We start from the raw sequence: 16,909 nt of genomic DNA, 5'->3' as shown, positions 1-16,909 counted from the left end.
GCGGAGCCCCGGCAGGACACGAAAAGGCCCCGGCGCCTTTCCTGGCGCCGGGGCCCTTCGCGTGCTCCGTACGGTCGGCCGACGGGTCAGGCGCTCACGGCGCCCACCTGCACGCCGTGCTCCGCGGCGAGGCGGTGCAGGTCCTCGAGCTCCGCCTGCTCCACCTCCGCCAGGAAGTCGTCGCCCGTCTCGCGAGCCATCGTGAGGTCTGATTCCGTGGCCTTTATGCGCTGCAGCAGGCCTGCGGTGAAAGCGTCCATGGGTGCGCCCCCTCGTCATGGGTCGGTGGCACGGGGGTGTGCCGGGGGTGGGATGATCACTCTCCGTCAGGGGGACAGAGCAGGTTGTGGCGTGCCACATACAGGGCGTGATCGTGGGTGTGCAGTCGTCCTCCCCACAGGCCGCCCCGGGAAAACCTCAACTGGCCCAGGAATCATGGAAATCCCCACCCATGCCCGACCGGGTTCGCTCGTGCGGACCCCCGGGGGCTCTTCCCCGGCGTACCGCCTTACCGCCGGTTTATGGCCGAAAGGGGCAGGATGGCAGCACACAGCCAATGGGACACACCCCTGCCCGCATGGGCAGTCAGCGGAAGGAATGCGACGTGCGCGTACTCGTCGTCGAGGACGAGCAGCTGCTCGCCGATGCGGTGGCCACCGGACTGCGCCGGGAGGCCATGGCCGTCGACGTCGTGTACGACGGCGCCGCCGCCCTGGAACGTATCGGGGTCAACGACTACGACGTCGTCGTGCTCGACCGTGACCTCCCGCTGGTCCACGGTGACGACGTCTGCCGGAGGATCGTCGAGCTCGGCATGCCCACCCGTGTGCTGATGCTCACCGCTTCCGGTGACGTCAGCGACCGCGTCGAGGGCCTGGAGATCGGCGCGGACGACTACCTCCCCAAGCCCTTCGCCTTCAGCGAGCTGACCGCGCGGGTACGGGCCCTCGGGCGCCGTACGACGGTCGCGCTGCCGCCCGTCCTGGAGCGCTCCGGCATCAAGCTCGACCCGAACCGCCGCGAGGTCTTCCGCGACGGCCAGGAGATCCAGCTGGCGCCGAAGGAGTTCGCGGTGCTGGAGGTGCTGATGCGCAGCGAGGGTGCCGTCGTCTCGGCCGAGCAGCTGCTGGAGAAGGCCTGGGACGAGAACACCGACCCGTTCACCAACGTCGTGCGCGTCACGGTGATGACGCTGCGCCGCAAGCTCGGCGAGCCGCCGGTCATCGTGACGGTGCCCGGCTCCGGCTACCGGATCTGACGCGTGATGGCATCGACTCCGGCGCCGCCCGTGGCGCCGCCGAAACCGACCTGGGACCCGAGGGAGCACGAGCCCTCCTTCCCCTGGCTGCGCCCCACCATCCGGATACGGCTCACCCTGCTGTACGGCGGCATGTTCCTGATCGCCGGCATCCTGCTGCTCTCGATCATCTACCTGCTGGCGGCCCAGGCCCTCGCGGTGGGCAGTGAGCTCCCCTTCAAGATCGTGAGCGGCAAGGTCGAGAGCGCGGTGTGCGGACTGGGCCTGCCCGACAACGCCTCGCCCGAGCAGTTCAACGCGGCCATGAACGCCTGCGTCAACGACCAGCGCCAGCAGGCGCTCGACGAGCTGCTCAGCCGCTCGCTGCTCGCCCTGCTCGGACTCAGCATCATCGCCTTCGCCTTCGGTTACGCGATGGCGGGACGCGTCCTGTCCCCGCTCGGCAGGATCACGCGTACGGCCCGCAGGGTGGCCGGAACGGACCTGACCCGGCGGATCGAGCTGGACGGCCCCGACGACGAGCTGAAGGAGCTCGCCGACACCTTCGACGAGATGCTCGACCGCCTGGAGCGGGCGTTCACCGCCCAGCAGCGGTTCGTGGGCAACGCGTCGCACGAGCTGCGCACGCCGCTCGCGATCAACAGGACGCTGCTGGAGGTCCACCTGTCCGATCCGGGGGCGCCCCCCGAGCTCCAGCAGCTCGGCAAGACGCTCCTGGCCACCAACGAGCGCAGCGAGCAACTCGTGGAGGGCCTGCTGCTGCTCGCCCGCAGCGAGAACCAGATCATCGAGCGCAAGCCGGTGGACCTGGCCGAGGTCGCCTCACGCGCCATCGACCAAGTGCACGGCGAGGCGGTGGCCAAGGGTGTGGAGATCCGCGGCGAGCGGGCGCCCGCCGTCGTGCAGGGCAACGGCGTACTGCTGGAGCGGATCGCCCTCAACCTGGTGCAGAACGCCGTGCGCTACAACGTCCCCGAGGACGGCTGGGTCGAGGTCACCACCGAGAGCCGGCCCGGCCAGGCGCTCCTGGTGGTCTCGAACACGGGACCAATGGTTCCCGCGTACGAGATCGACAACCTCTTCGAGCCGTTCAGACGCCTGCGTACGGAGCGCACCGGCAGCGACAAGGGCGTGGGTCTGGGCCTGTCCATCGCGCGGAGCGTCGCGAGGGCCCACGGAGGCCGTATCATCGCGGAGCCCCGCGAGGGCGGCGGCCTGGTGATGCGCGTCACCCTCCCGATCTGAGACGTTTCGCGCAGGCGTCAATCCGTTCGCTTTAAGCGGAATTTTCAAGACCTGGTCCGGAGGGTTCTGTGTGTGATCTATCACAGGCTCGGATTTCCGGCCATCTACACTCCGTGATCGCCAACTCCCCCGGAAAGCAGGGAAAAGTCCGGGTTTCCTGGGGGTGGCATCACGGGAAGTACACGGGGTGGCGCCCGTGAAGTGCGACATTCGGACCGTGTACGGTCCCGATCGCCATCCAAACCGACCACTCCGCAGGGGACCGGTTGGGTGTCGATTGAGTAACAGACCTTGATGTGAGGCAAAATCTCCGCCTCAGGTCGGGCACAAGTCCGGCCTCTCACGCGTTACGTGCGCTGAGACACCGCAACTACCCAGAGGGGGAGAGCGACAGTGGCAACGGATTACGACACCCCACGCAAGACCGATGACGACGTCGATTCCGACAGTCTTGAAGAGCTCAAGGCGCGTCGGAGCGACAAGACGGCATCGGCCGTTGACGTGGACGAATTCGAGGCGGCGGAAGGGCTTGAACTGCCCGGCGCCGACCTTTCCAACGAAGAGCTCGCCGTGCGTGTCCTGCCCAAGCAGGCCGATGAGTTCACCTGCATGAGCTGCTTCCTCGTGCACCACCGTTCCCAGCTGGCCAGGGAGAAGAACGGTCAGCCGATCTGCCGCGACTGCGACTAGGTCGGGCCGGCCGTGGCAGGCGCGACACCGTCCAGGAAGAAGCGCTTCCGGAGGAAGGATTCCCCGGAGGCGCAGCAAGACGTGAGCGCGGCCGTCGGCGCACGTGACGACGAGCGGGGCCTGACGGCCTCGCTCGAAGTGGCGGAAGGGTCCCCGGCCGGGGCCCGGCGCCTGGCGGCTGTCAGGCAGGGCGTACGGAGGGGCGGCGAGAGCGCGAAGGCCGGTATCGGCTTCCTCGCCGACCGGATCATCGAGAACGCGCCGCGCGTTCCCGTACGTGACCTGCCGACCCTGCGCAAGCAGTTCCCGGGCCTCGGCCCGGAACAGATCGCCGACAGACTGGTGGCGGGTGCGGCCAACGGCACCTCCACCGTGGGGGCGGGCGTCGGTGCGGCGGCCATGCTGCCCGTACCCCTCGCCATGCCGGCCGAGCTGGCTACCGAGATCACCGGCGTCGCCGCGATAGAGCTGAAACTCATCGCGGAGCTGCACGAGGTCTACGGCATGCGGCCGCCCGGAAACCTCGCCCAGCGCTCCACCGCCTACCTCAACGCCTGGTCCCACGAGCGGGGCATCGACGTGACCAGACCGGCCACGTACGACACCGCGCTCGGCAGCCAGATGAAGCGCCAGCTGCGGCAGCAGATCATGAAACGCATGGTCCGCAACCTGCCGAACCTCATGCCGTTCATGGTCGGCGCCGCCGTCGGCGCCGTGATGAACCGGCGCGACACCAGGAAGCTCGCCGAACGGGTCCGCGCGGACCTGCGCCGGACCCAGATCCCCTGGGACGCGCTGCCCGAGCTGCCGCCCCTGGAGCAGCCCCCGGTCGAGCCCGGTCGGGGCCGCAAGGAGCTGGAGGGCTAGCCGCCCCGCTCAGCCCGCCCGTACGGCCGCGAGAGCCGCGGCCAGGCCCTCGGGGTCACGGGTCGAGAGGTACAGGTACGGCGTCGGATCGGCCGGGTCGGTGACCTCCACGCGCAGCGCTCCCGGGATGTAGCTGCGCAGCAGCATGTGGGCGCGCGTATCGGCCTTGTGGGACCGCCAGGCGCGGGCCTCCTCGGCGCCCAGCACCTCGGCCTCGCCGAGCGCGGAGACCGGGATGCGGGCGTTGCCCGCGATCAGCGCGTCCCCGACGACCCGGATCTGCTGGGAGCCGTACGCACTCACACCCGCGGCGGCGAGCGCGCCGGCGCCGATCAGCCCGCCGAGCATCGGCAGCACGCCCAGGGGCAGCAGCATCAGCCCGCCCGCGATGCCGAGGAGCCCGGCGATGACCCACCAGGAACGGGGTGCGGTCAGACGTTCTGCGTACTGCGGGGCTGAAGGCTGCATGAAACCAAGCTTGACACGGCGCGACCTGCGCGTACCCGCGCGGGTAAGGTCTGCGCCTGTGAGTACTGAGAACCCCCGGGAGACGGCCCCCGGGCCCGCGGCCCTGATCCCCCCGGCCGACGCCATAGCCCCGGTCAGGCACCCCGACGCACCGCCGCCCGGAGAGCTCCTCGGCGCGCACTACGAGCACTGCTTCGGCTGCGGCGGGGGCCAGCCCCACGGGCTGCACCTCCAGGCTCGCGCCGGTGAAGGCGTACAGGTCTCGGCCGAGTTCACGGTCAAGGCCGCCCACCAGGGTGCTCCCGGGCTCGCGCACGGCGGCGTACTGGCCACGGCGCTCGACGAGACGCTCGGCTCGCTGAACTGGCTGCTGCGGGTGATCGCGGTGACCGGCCGGCTGGAGACCGATTTCGTACGCCCCGTGCCGGTCGGCACCGTGCTGCACCTCGACGCCGAGGTGACCGCGGTGCACGGTCGCAAGATCTACTCCACGGCGACCGGACGGATCGGCGGCCCCGACGGGCCCGTGGCCGTCCGCGCCGACGCCCTCTTCATCGAAGTCAAGGTCGACCACTTCATCGAGAACGGCCGCCCGGAGGAGATCCGGGCGGCGATGGCCGACCCCGACCAGGCCCGGCGCGCCCGCGCCTTCGAGGTGAACCCGTGACCCGTAACCCTGTCGACGTGCTGATCCGCCGGGTCGACCCCGACGTACCGCTGCCCTCGTACGGACATCCGGGCGACGCGGGAGCCGACCTGGTCACCACGGAAGCCGCCGAACTCGCTCCCGGCGAACGCGCGGTCCTCCCCACCGGGGTGTCTGTCGCGCTGCCCGACGGGTACGCGGCCTTCGTGCACCCGCGGTCCGGTCTCGCCGCCCGCTGCGGAGTCGCCCTCGTGAATGCCCCGGGGACGGTGGATGCCGGGTACCGTGGGGAAATCAAGGTGATCGTGGTCAATCTCGACCCGCGCGAAAGTGTGCGGTTCGAGCGCTTCGACCGGATTGCCCAACTGGTCGTCCAGCAGGTCGAGAAGGTGCGCTTCCACGAGGTCGCGGAGCTTCCCGGATCGGCGCGGGCCGAGGGGGGCTTCGGTTCCACCGGCGGTCATGCCGCCGTGGACGGCCGGACGGGTGGGAATCGATACGCATCGGTCGTATCCGACCGGGAAGGACAGTGACGTGTTCGGACGTCGCAAGAAGAGCGAATCCGCCCAGGACATGGCGGGCGAGGCCGAGCAGGTCGTCGACGACGTCGAGCCTGACGAGGCCGCCGACGGCGACGGGTCGGCCCGCAGGGTGAACCTGCCGCCGGCGCCCCGCCCGGACGGTCCGTGGGACGTGTCCGAGGTCATGGAGCCCGGCGAGGGCCGGGTCGACCTGGGCGGGATGTTCGTGCCCGGAGTCGAGGGCATGGAACTGCGGGTCGAGGTCGCGGGTGACGCGATCGTCGCGGCGACGGTCGTGCTGCGCGACAGCGCCGTCCAGCTCCAGGCCTTCGCGGCACCCAAGAAGGAAGGCATCTGGGGCGAGGTCCGCGAGGAGATCGCGTCGGGCATCACCCAGCAGGGCGGCGTCATCGACGAGGTCGAGGGCCCGCTGGGCTGGGAGCTGCGGGCCCAGGTGCCCGTACAGCTGCCGGACGGCACGGGCGGCGTGCAGATGGTGCGCTTCGTCGGCGTCGACGGGCCGCGCTGGTTCCTGCGCGGAGTGATCTCCGGCCAGGGCGCGGTGCACCCGGAGGCCGCGGGCGTGCTGGAGCACGTCTTCAAGGACACCGTGGTCGTACGGGGCGAGGGGCCGATGGCGCCGCGTGACCCGATCGTCCTCAAGCTGCCGAACGACGCGCAGATGGTGCCCGAGGGCGTCCAGCAGGAGGAGCAGGAGGGCTCGCGCTTCTCCGGCGGGATGGGACAGCTGCAGCGTGGTCCCGAGATCACCGAGGTGCGCTGACCGTCCTGGTCCGGCGAAGCCGAACCACAGCAGAGAGGCCGGTGGGCCGTACTCCCGAACCGGGGGTGCGGCCCACCGGCTTCTGCGTTCCGCATGGATCTCGTCAACGCGGCGCCCCCGGCCGTATGGGAGGTGTCAACGGACGGCCCGGTCCGGCGGGGGAGGGGGTTTCCTCGGGAGGTCAGACAATCCGTACCTCATCCAGGAGCACCCGATGGCCGACCTGGCCTTCGTCGTCACCACACTCGCGGTCTTCGCGCTGGTGGCACTCGTCGCCAAGGGGGTGACGAAGCTGTGACTGCCGAGAACATCGTCGGGCTGGTCGTGGCCGTCTCCCTGCTGGGCTACCTCGTCCTCGCCCTCGTGCACCCGGAGAGGTTCTGAGCCCCGTCATGAGTCCTGTCCTCGCCGGCGTGCTCCAGCTCCTCGCGCTCGTCGTGGCGCTCGGCCTGGTCTACCGGCCCCTCGGCGACCACATGGCCCGCGTCTACTCCTCTCCGGCCCATCTGCGGGTGGAGAAGTGGATCTACCGGGCGGTCGGCGCCGACCCCACCGCGCGGATGCGCTGGCCCGCGTACCTGCGCGGGGTCCTCGCCTTCTCCGCGGTGAGCGTCCTCTTCCTCTATCTGCTCCAGCGCGTCCAGGGCTCCCTCCCCGGCTCGCTCGGTTTCTCCTCCATCGATCCGGACCAGGCGTTCAACACCGCCGCGTCCTTCGTCGCCAACACCAACTGGCAGTCGTACTACGGCGAACAGGCCATGGGCCACGTCGTGCAGACCGGCGGCCTCGCCGTGCAGAACTTCGTCTCCGCGGCGGTCGGCATGGCCGTCGCGGTGGCTCTCGTACGGGGCTTCGCCGGGTCCCGCACCGGTGAGCTGGGCAACTTCTGGGCCGACCTCGTGCGCGGAGTGGTCCGCGTCCTGCTGCCCCTCTCGGTGATCGGCGCGCTCGTGCTGGTGGCGTGCGGCGCGATCCAGAACTTCGCCGGGATCCATGAGGTCGGGCAGTTCCTGGACGGGCACAGCACGGGCGGTGCGCAGCAGTGGAACGGCGGCGCGGTCGCGTCGCAGGAGGTCATCAAGGAGCTGGGCACCAACGGCGGCGGTTATTTCAACGCCAACTCCGCCCACCCCTTCGAGAACCCGACCCCCTTCTCGAACCTCTTCGAGATCTTCCTGATCCTCCTCATCCCGTTCGCGCTCACCCGGACCTTCGGCCGCATGACCGGGAACCTGCGTCAGGGCTACGCGATCCTCGCCGCGACGGCGGCCATCTGGCTCGGCTTCACCGCCCTGATGATGTGGACCGAGTTCCACCACGGCGGCCCCGCCTTCGACCTCGCGGGCGGTGCGACGGAGGGCAAGGAGACCCGCTTCGGGATCGGCGGCTCGTCGGTCTTCGCGGTGGCCACCACACTCACCTCGACCGGCGCCGTCAACTCCTTCCACTCCTCGTACACCGGCTTCGGCGGCGGCATCACCATGCTGGGCATGCAGCTGGGCGAGATCGCGCCCGGAGGTGTCGGCTCCGGCCTCTACGGCATGCTGGTCATGGCGGTCGTCGCGGTGTTCGTCGCGGGGCTGATGGTCGGCCGTACGCCCGAGTACCTGGGCAAGAAGACCGGCGTCCGCGAGATCAAGTTCGCCGCCTGCTCCATCCTGATCACCCCGGCGCTGGTGCTCTCCTTCACCGCGGCCGCGATGGCGCTGCCGACCCCGGCCGGCTCGATGACCAACTCCGGCGCGCACGGCTTCTCCGAGATCCTCTACGCCTACACCTCGGGCGCCAGCAACAACGGCAGCGCCTTCGCCGGCCTGAACGCCGACACGCAGTGGTTCAACAGCACCATCGGTGTCGCGATGCTGCTCGGCCGCTTCCTCCCGATGGTGTTCGTCCTGGCACTCGCGGGCTCGCTCGCCGAGCAGCGGCCGGTGCCGGAGACCGCGGGCACCCTCCGTACCGACAAGCCGCTCTTCAGCGGGGTGCTGGTCTCCACCATCATGATCATCGCCGGTCTGACCTACTTCCCGGCCCTCGCACTGGGCCCGCTCGCCGAAGGGCTCGCGTCATGAGTACCGACACCGCGGCCCGCGCGCCGCACCAGGACGCGCCGCACCCGGACGCGCCGGCCGGGCACAGGCCCGATGCCGCCGGCGGCCGTGTCGGCGGAGGTCTGTTCGATCCGGGGCAACTGCTCACGTCCTTCCCCGACGCGATCAGGAAGCTCGACCCGCGGGTGATGGTCACGTCACCCGTGATGTTCGTGGTGTGGGTGGGATCGGTACTGACCACCGCCTTCGCCCTCGCCGACCCCACCGACTGGTTCGGCTGGGCGATCACCGCCTGGCTGTGGCTGACCACGGTCTTCGCCAATCTCGCGGAGGCCGTCGCCGAGGGCCGGGGCAAGGCGCAGGCCGACACCCTGCGCAGGGCCAGGACCGAGACGGTGGCGCGACGGCTGAACGGCCCCGCCGAGGAGCGGGTGCCGGGCACCGGCCTGCGCGTCGGCGACCTGGTGGTCTGCGAGGCGGGCGACACCGTCCCCGGCGACGGCGATGTCGTCGAAGGGGTCGCGTCCGTCGACGAGTCCGCGATCACGGGCGAGTCCGCCCCGGTCATCCGGGAGTCGGGCGGCGACAGGTCGGCCGTCACCGGCGGTACGAAGGTCCTCTCCGACCGCATCGTCATCAGGGTCACGACGAAGCCGGGCGAGACCTTCGTCGACCGGATGATCGGCCTGGTCGAGGGCGCGGCCCGGCAGAAGACGCCCAACGAAGTCGCCCTGAACATCCTGCTCGCCTCCCTGACCGTCGTCTTCCTGCTCGCGGTCGTCACACTCCAGCCGTTCGCGGCCCACGCGGGCGCCGAGCAGCCGATGACCGTGCTGATCGCGCTGCTCGTCTGCCTGATCCCGACCACCATCGGCGCGCTGCTCTCCGCGATCGGCATCGCCGGCATGGACCGGCTCGTACAGCGCAACGTGCTGGCGATGTCGGGGCGGGCGGTCGAGGCGGCGGGCGATGTGTCGACCCTGCTGCTCGACAAGACCGGCACCATCACGCTGGGAAACCGGCAGGCCGCCGGGTTCGTGCCGGTCAAGGGCGTTGCCGAGGCCGAACTCGCGGACGCCGCACAGCTCTCCTCGCTGGCCGACGAGACCCCCGAGGGGCGTTCGATCACCGTACTGGCCAAGGAGAAGTACGGACTGCGCGAACGCCACCAGGGGGAGCTCACGGGCGCCGCGTGGGTGCCCTTCACCGCACAGACCCGGATGTCGGGTGTGGACGTCGACGGGCGCAGGGTCCGCAAGGGCGCGACCGGGGCGGTCGTGGCCTGGGTCGAGGAACACGGCGGCGAGGTGGCCGGTGACGCGCGGGCGCTCGCCGACCGGATCTCCCAGGCCGGCGGTACGCCGCTGCTGGTGGCCCGCGAGGACGGGAACGGTGCCCGGGTACTGGGCGTCGTCCACCTCAAGGACGTCGTCAAGGAGGGCATGCGGGAGCGGTTCGACGAGCTGCGCCGGATGGGCATCAGGACGGTCATGGTCACGGGTGACAACCCGCTGACCGCCAGGGCCATCGCCGAGGAGGCCGGTGTCGACGACTTCCTCGCCGAGGCCACCCCCGAGGACAAGATGGCCCTCATCAGACGGGAACAGGCCGGCGGCAAGCTCGTCGCGATGACCGGTGACGGCACCAACGACGCCCCGGCCCTCGCGCAGGCGGACGTGGGCGTGGCGATGAACACCGGCACCTCGGCCGCCAAGGAGGCCGGGAACATGGTGGACCTGGACTCGGACCCGACCAAACTGATCGAGATCGTCGGGATCGGCAAGCAGCTGCTCATCACGCGCGGCGCGCTGACGACGTTCTCGATCGCCAACGACGTCGCGAAGTACTTCGCGATCATCCCGGCCATGTTCGCGGCCGTGTACCCGGGCCTGGACAGGCTCAACATCATGGGCCTGGCCTCGCCCGAGTCCGCGATCCTCTCCGCGGTCGTGTTCAACGCGCTGGTCATCGTCGCGCTGGTGCCGCTCGCCCTGAAGGGCGTGCGCTACCGGCCGATGAGCGCCGACCGGATGCTCAGGCGCAATCTCGGCGTCTACGGCCTCGGCGGCCTGGTCACGCCGTTCATCGGCATCAAGATCATCGACCTGGTCATCTCCTCCATCCCCGGCATCGGGTGACGTCATGAACAACTCACCGGGAAACCCGGGAAACTCCGTACGGCTGCTCGGCGCCGCGCTCCGGGCCCTGCTCGTCCTCACCGCCCTCTGCGGCGTCCTCTACCCGCTCGCCGTCACCGGCGCCGCGCAGGCCCTCTTCCCGCACCGGGCCAACGGCTCAGAAGTCAGGTCCGGAGGCAGGGTCGTCGGCTCCGAACTCATCGGCCAGCGCTATGACCTGCCCCTCGAGCCCGGCCAGGAGACACCTGCCCCCGACCTGAAGTGGTTCCAGCCACGCCCGTCCAACGGGCTGGGCGCCAATACCGTCAACACGCAGTACAAGCTCCTCCTCTCCGGCGCGACCAACCGCTCCGGCGACAACGAGGAGCTGATCGCCTGGGTGAAGGAGGCCAGGGCCGCCGTCATCAGGGACAACTCCACAGCCGGTCACCGGGTCGGGCCCGCGGACGTGCCGGCCGATGCCGTCACCTCCTCCGGCTCGGGACTGGACCCGCACATCTCCCCCCGGTACGCCGCCCTCCAGGTGCCCCGCGTCGCCGAGAGGAACGGCCTGGACGCCCGGCAGGTGGAGAAGCTGGTCGAGGACCACACCGAAGGACGGACCCTCGGCTTCATGGGGGAGCCCCGGGTGAACGTCCTCGGGCTCAACATCGCGCTCAGGGAACTCGTGGCCGGGCGCTGACCGTTGCGGGTCCGGACCCGGCGTGACCATACTGGCGCCCGGCCGGACCACCGCACGGGGGAGCACGTATGGGCGAGAGCACCAGGGGCGGCGTCGGCACGGCCGTGACCGCGGATCCGGCCGCGGGGCCCATGGTCGAGGTGACGGACCTGCACCGCTCCTACGGCACGGGGGCGGCGGCCGTCCACGCGCTGCGCGGTGTCTCCTTCCGCGTGCCGCGCGGCGAGCTCGTCGCGTTCAAGGGCCGGTCGGGTTCCGGCAAGACGACCCTGCTCAACCTGGTCGGCGGCCTCGACGCCGCCGACCGGGGCCGCGTCGTCGTCGACGGCACGGAACTGGCGGGCCTCGGCGAGGACGGCCTGCTCGCACTGCGCCGCGACCGCATCGGCTTCATCTTCCAGTCCTTCGGCCTGATCCCCATCCTCACCGCCGCCGAGAACGTCGGCGTACCCATGCGGCTGCGCAGGACCGACCCCAAGGCGCGCGAGGAGCGCGTCGAGCTGCTGCTCGACCTCGTCGGCCTGGCCGACCACGCGGCGCAGCGCCCCGGCGAGCTCTCCGGCGGCCAGCAGCAGCGTGTCGCCATCGCCCGCGCGCTCGCCAACAAGCCGGCGCTGCTGATCGCGGACGAGCCCACCGGCCAGCTCGACGCGGAGACCGGCCTCGCCGTGATGGAGCTGCTGCGGGCGGTCGTACGGAGTGAGGGCGTCACCGCGCTGGTCGCCACGCACGACGCCCAGCTCCTGGGGCTCGCCGACCGGGTGCTCGAACTCGGCGACGGCCACCTCGTCGAGCACGTCTGAGTCCGAGAGGGCCGCCGACGGGCGTCAGAGTCGTGTCAATACGCACCTGATCCCCGCCCTCCGCCTGTTTTGTCGTATTCCGGGGATGTAGCTTCACCAGAGCCGGCCCATCGGGCCGCAGCACCTCGCTGGAAGACAATGGGGCCATGGGACGCGGCAAGCTTCGGATATACCTCGGCGCGGCGCCGGGTGTCGGCAAGACGTACGCCATGCTCTCCGAGGCCCACCGCCGGGTCGAGCGCGGCACCGACTGCGTCGTCGCCTTCGTCGAGCACCACGACCGGCCGCGCACCGAAGTGATGCTGCACGGTCTGGAGCACATCCCGCGCCGCACGATCGAGTACCGCTCCACGGTCTTCACCGAGATGGACGTCGACGCGGTCCTCGAACGCCGTCCCGCCGTCGCCCTCGTCGACGAACTCGCCCACACCAACGTCCCCGGTTCGCGCAACGCCAAGCGCTGGCAGGACGTCGAGGAACTGCTCCAGGCGGGCGTCGACGTCATCTCCACGGTCAACATCCAGCACCTGGAGTCCCTCGGCGACGTCGTCGAGTCGATAACCGGCGTACGGCAGCGGGAGACCGTACCCGACGAGGTCGTCCGCCGCGCCGACCAGATCGAGCTGGTCGACATGTCGCCCCAGGCGCTGCGCCGCCGCATGGCCCACGGCAACATATACAAGCCGGACAAGCTCGACGCCGCCCTGTCCCACTACTTCCGCCCCGGCAACCTCACCGCGCTGCGCGAACTGGCGCTCCTGTGGGTCGCCGACCGCGTCGACGAGTACCTCCAGCAGTACCGCGGCGAGCACAACATCCGCTCCACCTGGCAGGCGCGCGAGCGCATCGTCGTGGGCCTCACCGGCGGACCCGAGGGCCGTACGCTCATCCGCCGCGCCTCGCGCATGGCGGCCAAGGGCTCCGGCGGCGAGATCCTCGCCGTCTACGTCGCCCGCAGCGACGGGCTGACCTCGGCCTCGCCCAAGGAACTCGCCGTACAGCGCACACTCGTCGAGGACCTCGGCGGCACCTTCCACCACGTCATAGGCGACGACGTCCCTTCCTCGCTGCTGGAGTTCGCCCGCGGTGTCAACGCCACCCAGATCGTGCTCGGCTCCAGCCGACGCAAGACCTGGCAGTACGTCTTCGGCCCCGGCGTCGGCGCCACCGTGGCCCGCGAGTCCGGACCCGACCTGGACGTCCACATCGTCACCCACGACCACGTCGCCAAGGGCCGGGGCCTGCCCGTCGCCCGCGGCGCCCGCCTCGGCCGGGCCCGGATCGTCTCCGGCTGGCTGGTCGGCGTCGTCGCGCCCGTCCTGCTCTCGCTGCTGCTCACCAGCATGGAGAACGGCCCCGGGCTCGCCAACGACGTCCTGCTCTTCCTCTTCCTCACCGTCGTCGCGGCCCTGCTCGGCGGACTGCTGCCCGCGCTCGCCTCGGCCGCCGTCGGCTCGCTCCTGCTGAACTACTACTTCACGCCGCCCACCCACACCCTGACGATCAGCAACCCGAAGAACATCGTCGCCATAGTGATCTTCTTCGCGGTGGCCGTCGCGGTCGCCTCCGTGGTCGACCTGGCCGCCCGCCGCACCCACCAGGCCGCCCGGCTGCGCGCCGAGTCCGAGATCCTCTCCTTCCTCGCGGGCAGCGTCCTGCGCGGCGAGACGACCCTGGACGCCCTCCTGGAGCGGGTCCGGGAGACCTTCGCCATGGAGTCCGTGGCGCTGCTGGAACGCGCGAGCGACGTCGACCCCTGGACCTGCGCCGCCGGCGTCGGGCCCAGGCCGCTCGGCCGCCCCGAGGACGCCGACGTGGACATGCCCATCGGCGACCACATGGCGCTCGCGCTCTCCGGCCGCGTGCTGCCCGCCGAGGACCGCCGGGTGCTCGGCGCCTTCGCCGCCCAGGCCGCCGTCGTACTCGACCGGCAGCGCCTGGTCGGGGAGGCCGAGGGGGCGCGCAAGCTCGCCGAGGGCAACCGCATCCGCACCGCCCTGCTCGCCGCCGTCAGCCACGACCTGCGTACACCGCTGGCCGCGATCAAGGCCGCCGTGTCGTCCCTGCGCTCCGACGACGTGGCCTGGTCGCAGGCCGACGAGGCGGAACTGCTCGCGAGCATCGAGGAGGGCGCGGACCGCCTCGACCACCTCGTCGGCAACCTCCTCGACATGTCCAGGCTCCAGACCGGCACCGTCACCCCGCTCCTCCGCGAGACCGACCTCGACGAGGTCGTTCCGATGGCCCTGGTCGGCGTGCCGGCCGAGAGCGTCGGCCTCGACATCCCGGAGTCCCTGCCGATGGTGGCCGTCGACCGGGGGCTCCTCGAACGCGCCGTCGCCAACATCGTCGAGAACGCCGTCAAATACAGTCCCGGCGGCACCCCCGTCTCCGTCGCCGCGAGCGCGCTCGGCGACCGTGTCGAGCTGCGCGTCGCGGACCGCGGACCCGGCGTGCCGGACGACGGCAAGGAGCGGATCTTCGAGCCGTTCCAGCGCTACGGCGACGCCCCGCGCGGGGCCGGGGTCGGCCTCGGTCTCGCCGTCGCCCGCGGCTTCGTCGAGTCCATGGGCGGCACGCTGACCGCCGAGGACACGCCCGGAGGCGGCATGACGATGGTCCTCACCCTCAGGGCGGCCCCGGGACACTCCCCGGCACGCCCCGGTCTTCCCGCCCAGGTCACCTCATGACCCGGGCGCCCACGCTGTTCCGCATGTCCCGCAGAAAGGCAGGCATTCCATGACCCGGGTGCTCGTGGTCGACGACGAGCCGCAGATCGTGCGCGCCCTCGTGATCAACCTGAAGGCGCGCACGTACGAAGTCGACGCGGCCCCCGACGGAGCGACCGCGCTCCGGCTCGCGGCCGCCCGCCACCCCGACGTGGTCGTCCTGGACCTCGGCCTGCCCGACATGGACGGCGTGGAGGTGATCAGGGGGCTGCGCGGCTGGACGCGCGTACCGATCCTGGTGCTCTCCGCCCGCCACACCTCCGACGAGAAGGTGGAGGCGCTGGACGCCGGGGCCGACGACTACGTCACCAAGCCCTTCGGCATGGACGAGCTGCTCGCCAGGCTCCGCGCCGCGGTCCGCAGGGCCGAGCCGGCCGGCGCCACCGAGGACGACGTGCTCGTCGACGCGGGCGGCGACTTCACCGTCGACCTGGCCGCGAAGAAGGTGCACCGCGACGGCAGGGACGTACGGCTGACGCCCACCGAATGGCACCTCCTGGAGGTGCTCGTACGGAACACGGGCCGCCTGGTCAGCCAGAAGCAGCTCCTCCAGGAGGTCTGGGGCCCTTCGTACGGCACCGAGACCAACTACCTGCGGGTCTACATGGCGCAGCTGCGCCGCAAACTGGAGGCGGACCCCTCGCACCCCAGGCACTTCGTCACCGAACCCGGCATGGGATACCGCTTCGAGCGGTGAGGCGGCGCCGGCCCGGTGCCATCCGGGGCCGGTCCGGTGCGATGCGGGGCCGGTCCGGTGTGATCCGGGCGGGCCCGCTCCCCGGTACGCTTCGTGTATGAGTGCCGTACCACGTTCGGAGAAGCCGGCCGGCAGGTTCCGCCGGATGCTCGACCGGCTGTCCACCTCGCAGGAGGACCTGCACTCCGCGGAGCTGCAGGAGGACGCCCAGGCCGCGGGGTGCTCCCGCATCTGCGACTGCGACGACCGCCAGGTGGTGAAGGTGACCGGTACCCTGCGCACGGTCACCCTGCGCCCTCGCGCCGGTGTACCCGCCCTGGAGGCGGAGCTGTTCGACGGCACCGCGCCGCTGGACGTGGTGTGGCTGGGCCGCCGTTCCATCGTGGGCATAGAACCGGGCCGCAGGCTCATCGCCTCGGGCCGGGTCTCCATGAGTCACGGCCGCCGGGTGCTCTTCAATCCCAAATACGAACTCCGACCGCTCGGACAGGAGTAGCCGGTGACGTCTCTCGACAAGCCGACCGCGACGGATCACGACAGCGCAGCAGCCGCTCAGGACGCCCAGGACGCGAAGGCCGTCACGGAGGCCGCCCTCTTCGAGGCCTTCGGCGGCCTCAGGGGCATGGTGGAGACCGTGCTCCCCGGCCTGCTGTTCGTGACCATCTTCACGATCAACAAGGACCTGCACGTCTCGGCCATCGCCGCCCTCACGGTGTCCTTGCTGCTCGTCGCCGTACGGCTGATCCGCCGGGACACCGTCAAGCACGCCTTCAGCGGGGTCTTCGGAGTCGCCTTCGGTGTCGTCTTCGCGATGATGACCGGCAACGCCAAGGACTTCTACCTGCCGGGCATGATCTACACCCTGGGCCTCGCCCTCGCGTACATCGTGACCACGCTCGCGGGCGTCCCGCTGATCGGCCTGATCCTCGGCCCGATCTTCAAGGAGAACCTCTCCTGGCGGACGCGCAACCCCGGGCGCAAGAAGGCGTACGCCAAGGCGAGCTGGGCCTGGGGCCTGATCCTGCTCGGCAAGTGCGCGATCCTCTTCCCGCTGTACTGGTGGGCGGACACCACCCAGCTCGGCTGGGTCCTGGTCGCGCTGAAGATCCCGCCGTTCCTGCTCGCCGTCTACCTGACCTGGGTCTTCCTGGCGAAGGCGCCGCCGCCCATCGACGTGTTCGCCGAGATGGAGGCGCAGGAGAAGGCCGAGAAGGAGCGCAAGGCGGCCGCGGCCGCCGCGGCGCGGCACGAGACCTGATCCTCCCGGTCCGTACGTGAGTGGGGCCCGGGGGCCGCACGCGCAGGGAACGACGAAAACGAAACCAAGATA

General features: G+C 70.8%; 18 protein-coding genes. 16 read left to right on the top strand and 2 right to left on the bottom strand.

The annotated features are described in order from the left end of the window. Positions 1–86 precede the first annotated feature (86 nt). Positions 87–260, bottom strand: coding sequence for a hypothetical protein (locus ACWD0Y_RS22040; RefSeq protein WP_176709981.1), 174 nt, complete (start codon positions 258–260; stop codon positions 87–89). 344 nt (positions 261–604) lie between these two features. On the opposite strand from ACWD0Y_RS22040, the gene ACWD0Y_RS22035 reads away from it, so the two are divergent. From ACWD0Y_RS22035 to ACWD0Y_RS22020, 4 genes are all read left to right on the top strand, one after another. After that, entirely contained in the window at positions 605–1,258 is a 654-nt protein-coding gene (locus ACWD0Y_RS22035; protein ID WP_093798616.1) for a response regulator transcription factor, read from the top strand. A gap of 6 nt (positions 1,259–1,264) precedes the next feature. Further along, positions 1,265–2,503, top strand: coding sequence for a sensor histidine kinase (locus ACWD0Y_RS22030; protein ID WP_450262022.1), 1,239 nt, complete (start codon positions 1,265–1,267; stop codon positions 2,501–2,503). Positions 2,504–2,896: 393 nt separating this feature from the next. Then, on the top strand, positions 2,897–3,193 hold the full coding sequence (locus ACWD0Y_RS22025; protein ID WP_028814145.1) for a DUF4193 domain-containing protein: 297 nt from the start codon (positions 2,897–2,899) through the stop codon (positions 3,191–3,193). 12 nt (positions 3,194–3,205) lie between these two features. Further along, positions 3,206–4,060, top strand: a complete 855-nt coding sequence (locus ACWD0Y_RS22020; RefSeq protein ID WP_450262021.1) for a hypothetical protein — start codon at positions 3,206–3,208, stop codon at positions 4,058–4,060. Between the two features lie 9 nt (positions 4,061–4,069). Here the strand turns inward: ACWD0Y_RS22020 and ACWD0Y_RS22015 are convergent, their stop codons facing one another. Continuing rightward, entirely contained in the window at positions 4,070–4,528 is a 459-nt protein-coding gene (locus ACWD0Y_RS22015; RefSeq protein WP_450262020.1) for a DUF3093 domain-containing protein, read from the bottom strand. 124 nt (positions 4,529–4,652) lie between these two features. Here ACWD0Y_RS22015 and ACWD0Y_RS22010 point away from each other — a divergent pair, with 124 nt between their 5' ends. The 12 genes from ACWD0Y_RS22010 (at position 4,653) to ACWD0Y_RS21955 (ending at position 16,837) form a co-directional block, all read left to right on the top strand. Next, positions 4,653–5,195, top strand: a complete 543-nt coding sequence (locus tag ACWD0Y_RS22010) for a PaaI family thioesterase (RefSeq protein WP_093803255.1) — start codon at positions 4,653–4,655, stop codon at positions 5,193–5,195. Next, positions 5,192–5,707, top strand: coding sequence for a dUTP diphosphatase (gene dut, locus ACWD0Y_RS22005; protein WP_344490385.1), 516 nt, complete (start codon positions 5,192–5,194; stop codon positions 5,705–5,707). Before ACWD0Y_RS22010 ends, dut begins: the two co-directional genes overlap by 4 nt. Position 5,708: 1 nt before the next feature. Further along, a complete protein-coding gene (locus ACWD0Y_RS22000) occupies positions 5,709–6,479 on the top strand; it encodes a DUF3710 domain-containing protein (RefSeq protein ID WP_450262019.1) in 771 nt (256 codons plus the stop codon). 294 nt (positions 6,480–6,773) lie between these two features. Next, entirely contained in the window at positions 6,774–6,863 is a 90-nt protein-coding gene (gene kdpF / locus ACWD0Y_RS21995; RefSeq protein WP_450262018.1) for a K(+)-transporting ATPase subunit F, read from the top strand. Between the two features lie 8 nt (positions 6,864–6,871). Then, positions 6,872–8,551, top strand: coding sequence for a potassium-transporting ATPase subunit KdpA (gene kdpA, locus ACWD0Y_RS21990; protein ID WP_450262017.1), 1,680 nt, complete (start codon positions 6,872–6,874; stop codon positions 8,549–8,551). After that, entirely contained in the window at positions 8,548–10,668 is a 2,121-nt protein-coding gene (gene kdpB / locus ACWD0Y_RS21985; RefSeq protein WP_450262016.1) for a potassium-transporting ATPase subunit KdpB, read from the top strand. Before kdpA ends, kdpB begins: the two co-directional genes overlap by 4 nt. A gap of 4 nt (positions 10,669–10,672) precedes the next feature. Beyond that, positions 10,673–11,350, top strand: a complete 678-nt coding sequence (locus ACWD0Y_RS21980) for a potassium-transporting ATPase subunit C (RefSeq protein WP_450262015.1) — start codon at positions 10,673–10,675, stop codon at positions 11,348–11,350. Between the two features lie 68 nt (positions 11,351–11,418). Next, entirely contained in the window at positions 11,419–12,153 is a 735-nt protein-coding gene (locus tag ACWD0Y_RS21975) for an ABC transporter ATP-binding protein (RefSeq protein WP_450262014.1), read from the top strand. Between the two features lie 146 nt (positions 12,154–12,299). Beyond that, entirely contained in the window at positions 12,300–14,843 is a 2,544-nt protein-coding gene (locus ACWD0Y_RS21970; protein WP_450262013.1) for an ATP-binding protein, read from the top strand. Positions 14,844–14,892: 49 nt separating this feature from the next. Further along, entirely contained in the window at positions 14,893–15,579 is a 687-nt protein-coding gene (locus ACWD0Y_RS21965; protein WP_450262012.1) for a response regulator, read from the top strand. A gap of 97 nt (positions 15,580–15,676) precedes the next feature. Then, positions 15,677–16,075, top strand: coding sequence for an OB-fold nucleic acid binding domain-containing protein (locus ACWD0Y_RS21960; protein WP_450262011.1), 399 nt, complete (start codon positions 15,677–15,679; stop codon positions 16,073–16,075). A 3-nt stretch (positions 16,076–16,078) separates the two neighbouring features. Further along, positions 16,079–16,837, top strand: coding sequence for a DUF3159 domain-containing protein (locus ACWD0Y_RS21955; RefSeq protein ID WP_093798605.1), 759 nt, complete (start codon positions 16,079–16,081; stop codon positions 16,835–16,837). Positions 16,838–16,909 lie beyond the last annotated feature (72 nt).

The organism is Streptomyces altiplanensis (genome assembly GCF_053591575.1).
This window is presented reverse-complemented; position numbering and strand designations above follow the sequence as displayed.

What these genes read in the sequence shown, in the direction of transcription:
- ACWD0Y_RS22030 (WP_450262022.1), top strand. Translation starts at nt 1,265, where the DNA reads ATGGCATCGACTCCGGCGCCGCCCGTGGCGCCGCCGAAACCGACCTGG.
- kdpB (WP_450262016.1), top strand. Translation starts at nt 8,548, where the DNA reads ATGAGTACCGACACCGCGGCCCGCGCGCCGCACCAGGACGCGCCGCAC.
- ACWD0Y_RS21970 (WP_450262013.1), top strand. Translation starts at nt 12,300, where the DNA reads ATGGGACGCGGCAAGCTTCGGATATACCTCGGCGCGGCGCCGGGTGTC.
- ACWD0Y_RS21980 (WP_450262015.1), top strand. Translation starts at nt 10,673, where the DNA reads ATGAACAACTCACCGGGAAACCCGGGAAACTCCGTACGGCTGCTCGGC.
- ACWD0Y_RS21965 (WP_450262012.1), top strand. Translation starts at nt 14,893, where the DNA reads ATGACCCGGGTGCTCGTGGTCGACGACGAGCCGCAGATCGTGCGCGCC.
- ACWD0Y_RS22040 (WP_176709981.1), bottom strand. Translation starts at nt 260, where the DNA reads ATGGACGCTTTCACCGCAGGCCTGCTGCAGCGCATAAAGGCCACGGAA.
- ACWD0Y_RS22015 (WP_450262020.1), bottom strand. Translation starts at nt 4,528, where the DNA reads ATGCAGCCTTCAGCCCCGCAGTACGCAGAACGTCTGACCGCACCCCGT.
- kdpA (WP_450262017.1), top strand. Translation starts at nt 6,872, where the DNA reads ATGAGTCCTGTCCTCGCCGGCGTGCTCCAGCTCCTCGCGCTCGTCGTG.
- ACWD0Y_RS21960 (WP_450262011.1), top strand. Translation starts at nt 15,677, where the DNA reads ATGAGTGCCGTACCACGTTCGGAGAAGCCGGCCGGCAGGTTCCGCCGG.
- ACWD0Y_RS21975 (WP_450262014.1), top strand. Translation starts at nt 11,419, where the DNA reads ATGGGCGAGAGCACCAGGGGCGGCGTCGGCACGGCCGTGACCGCGGAT.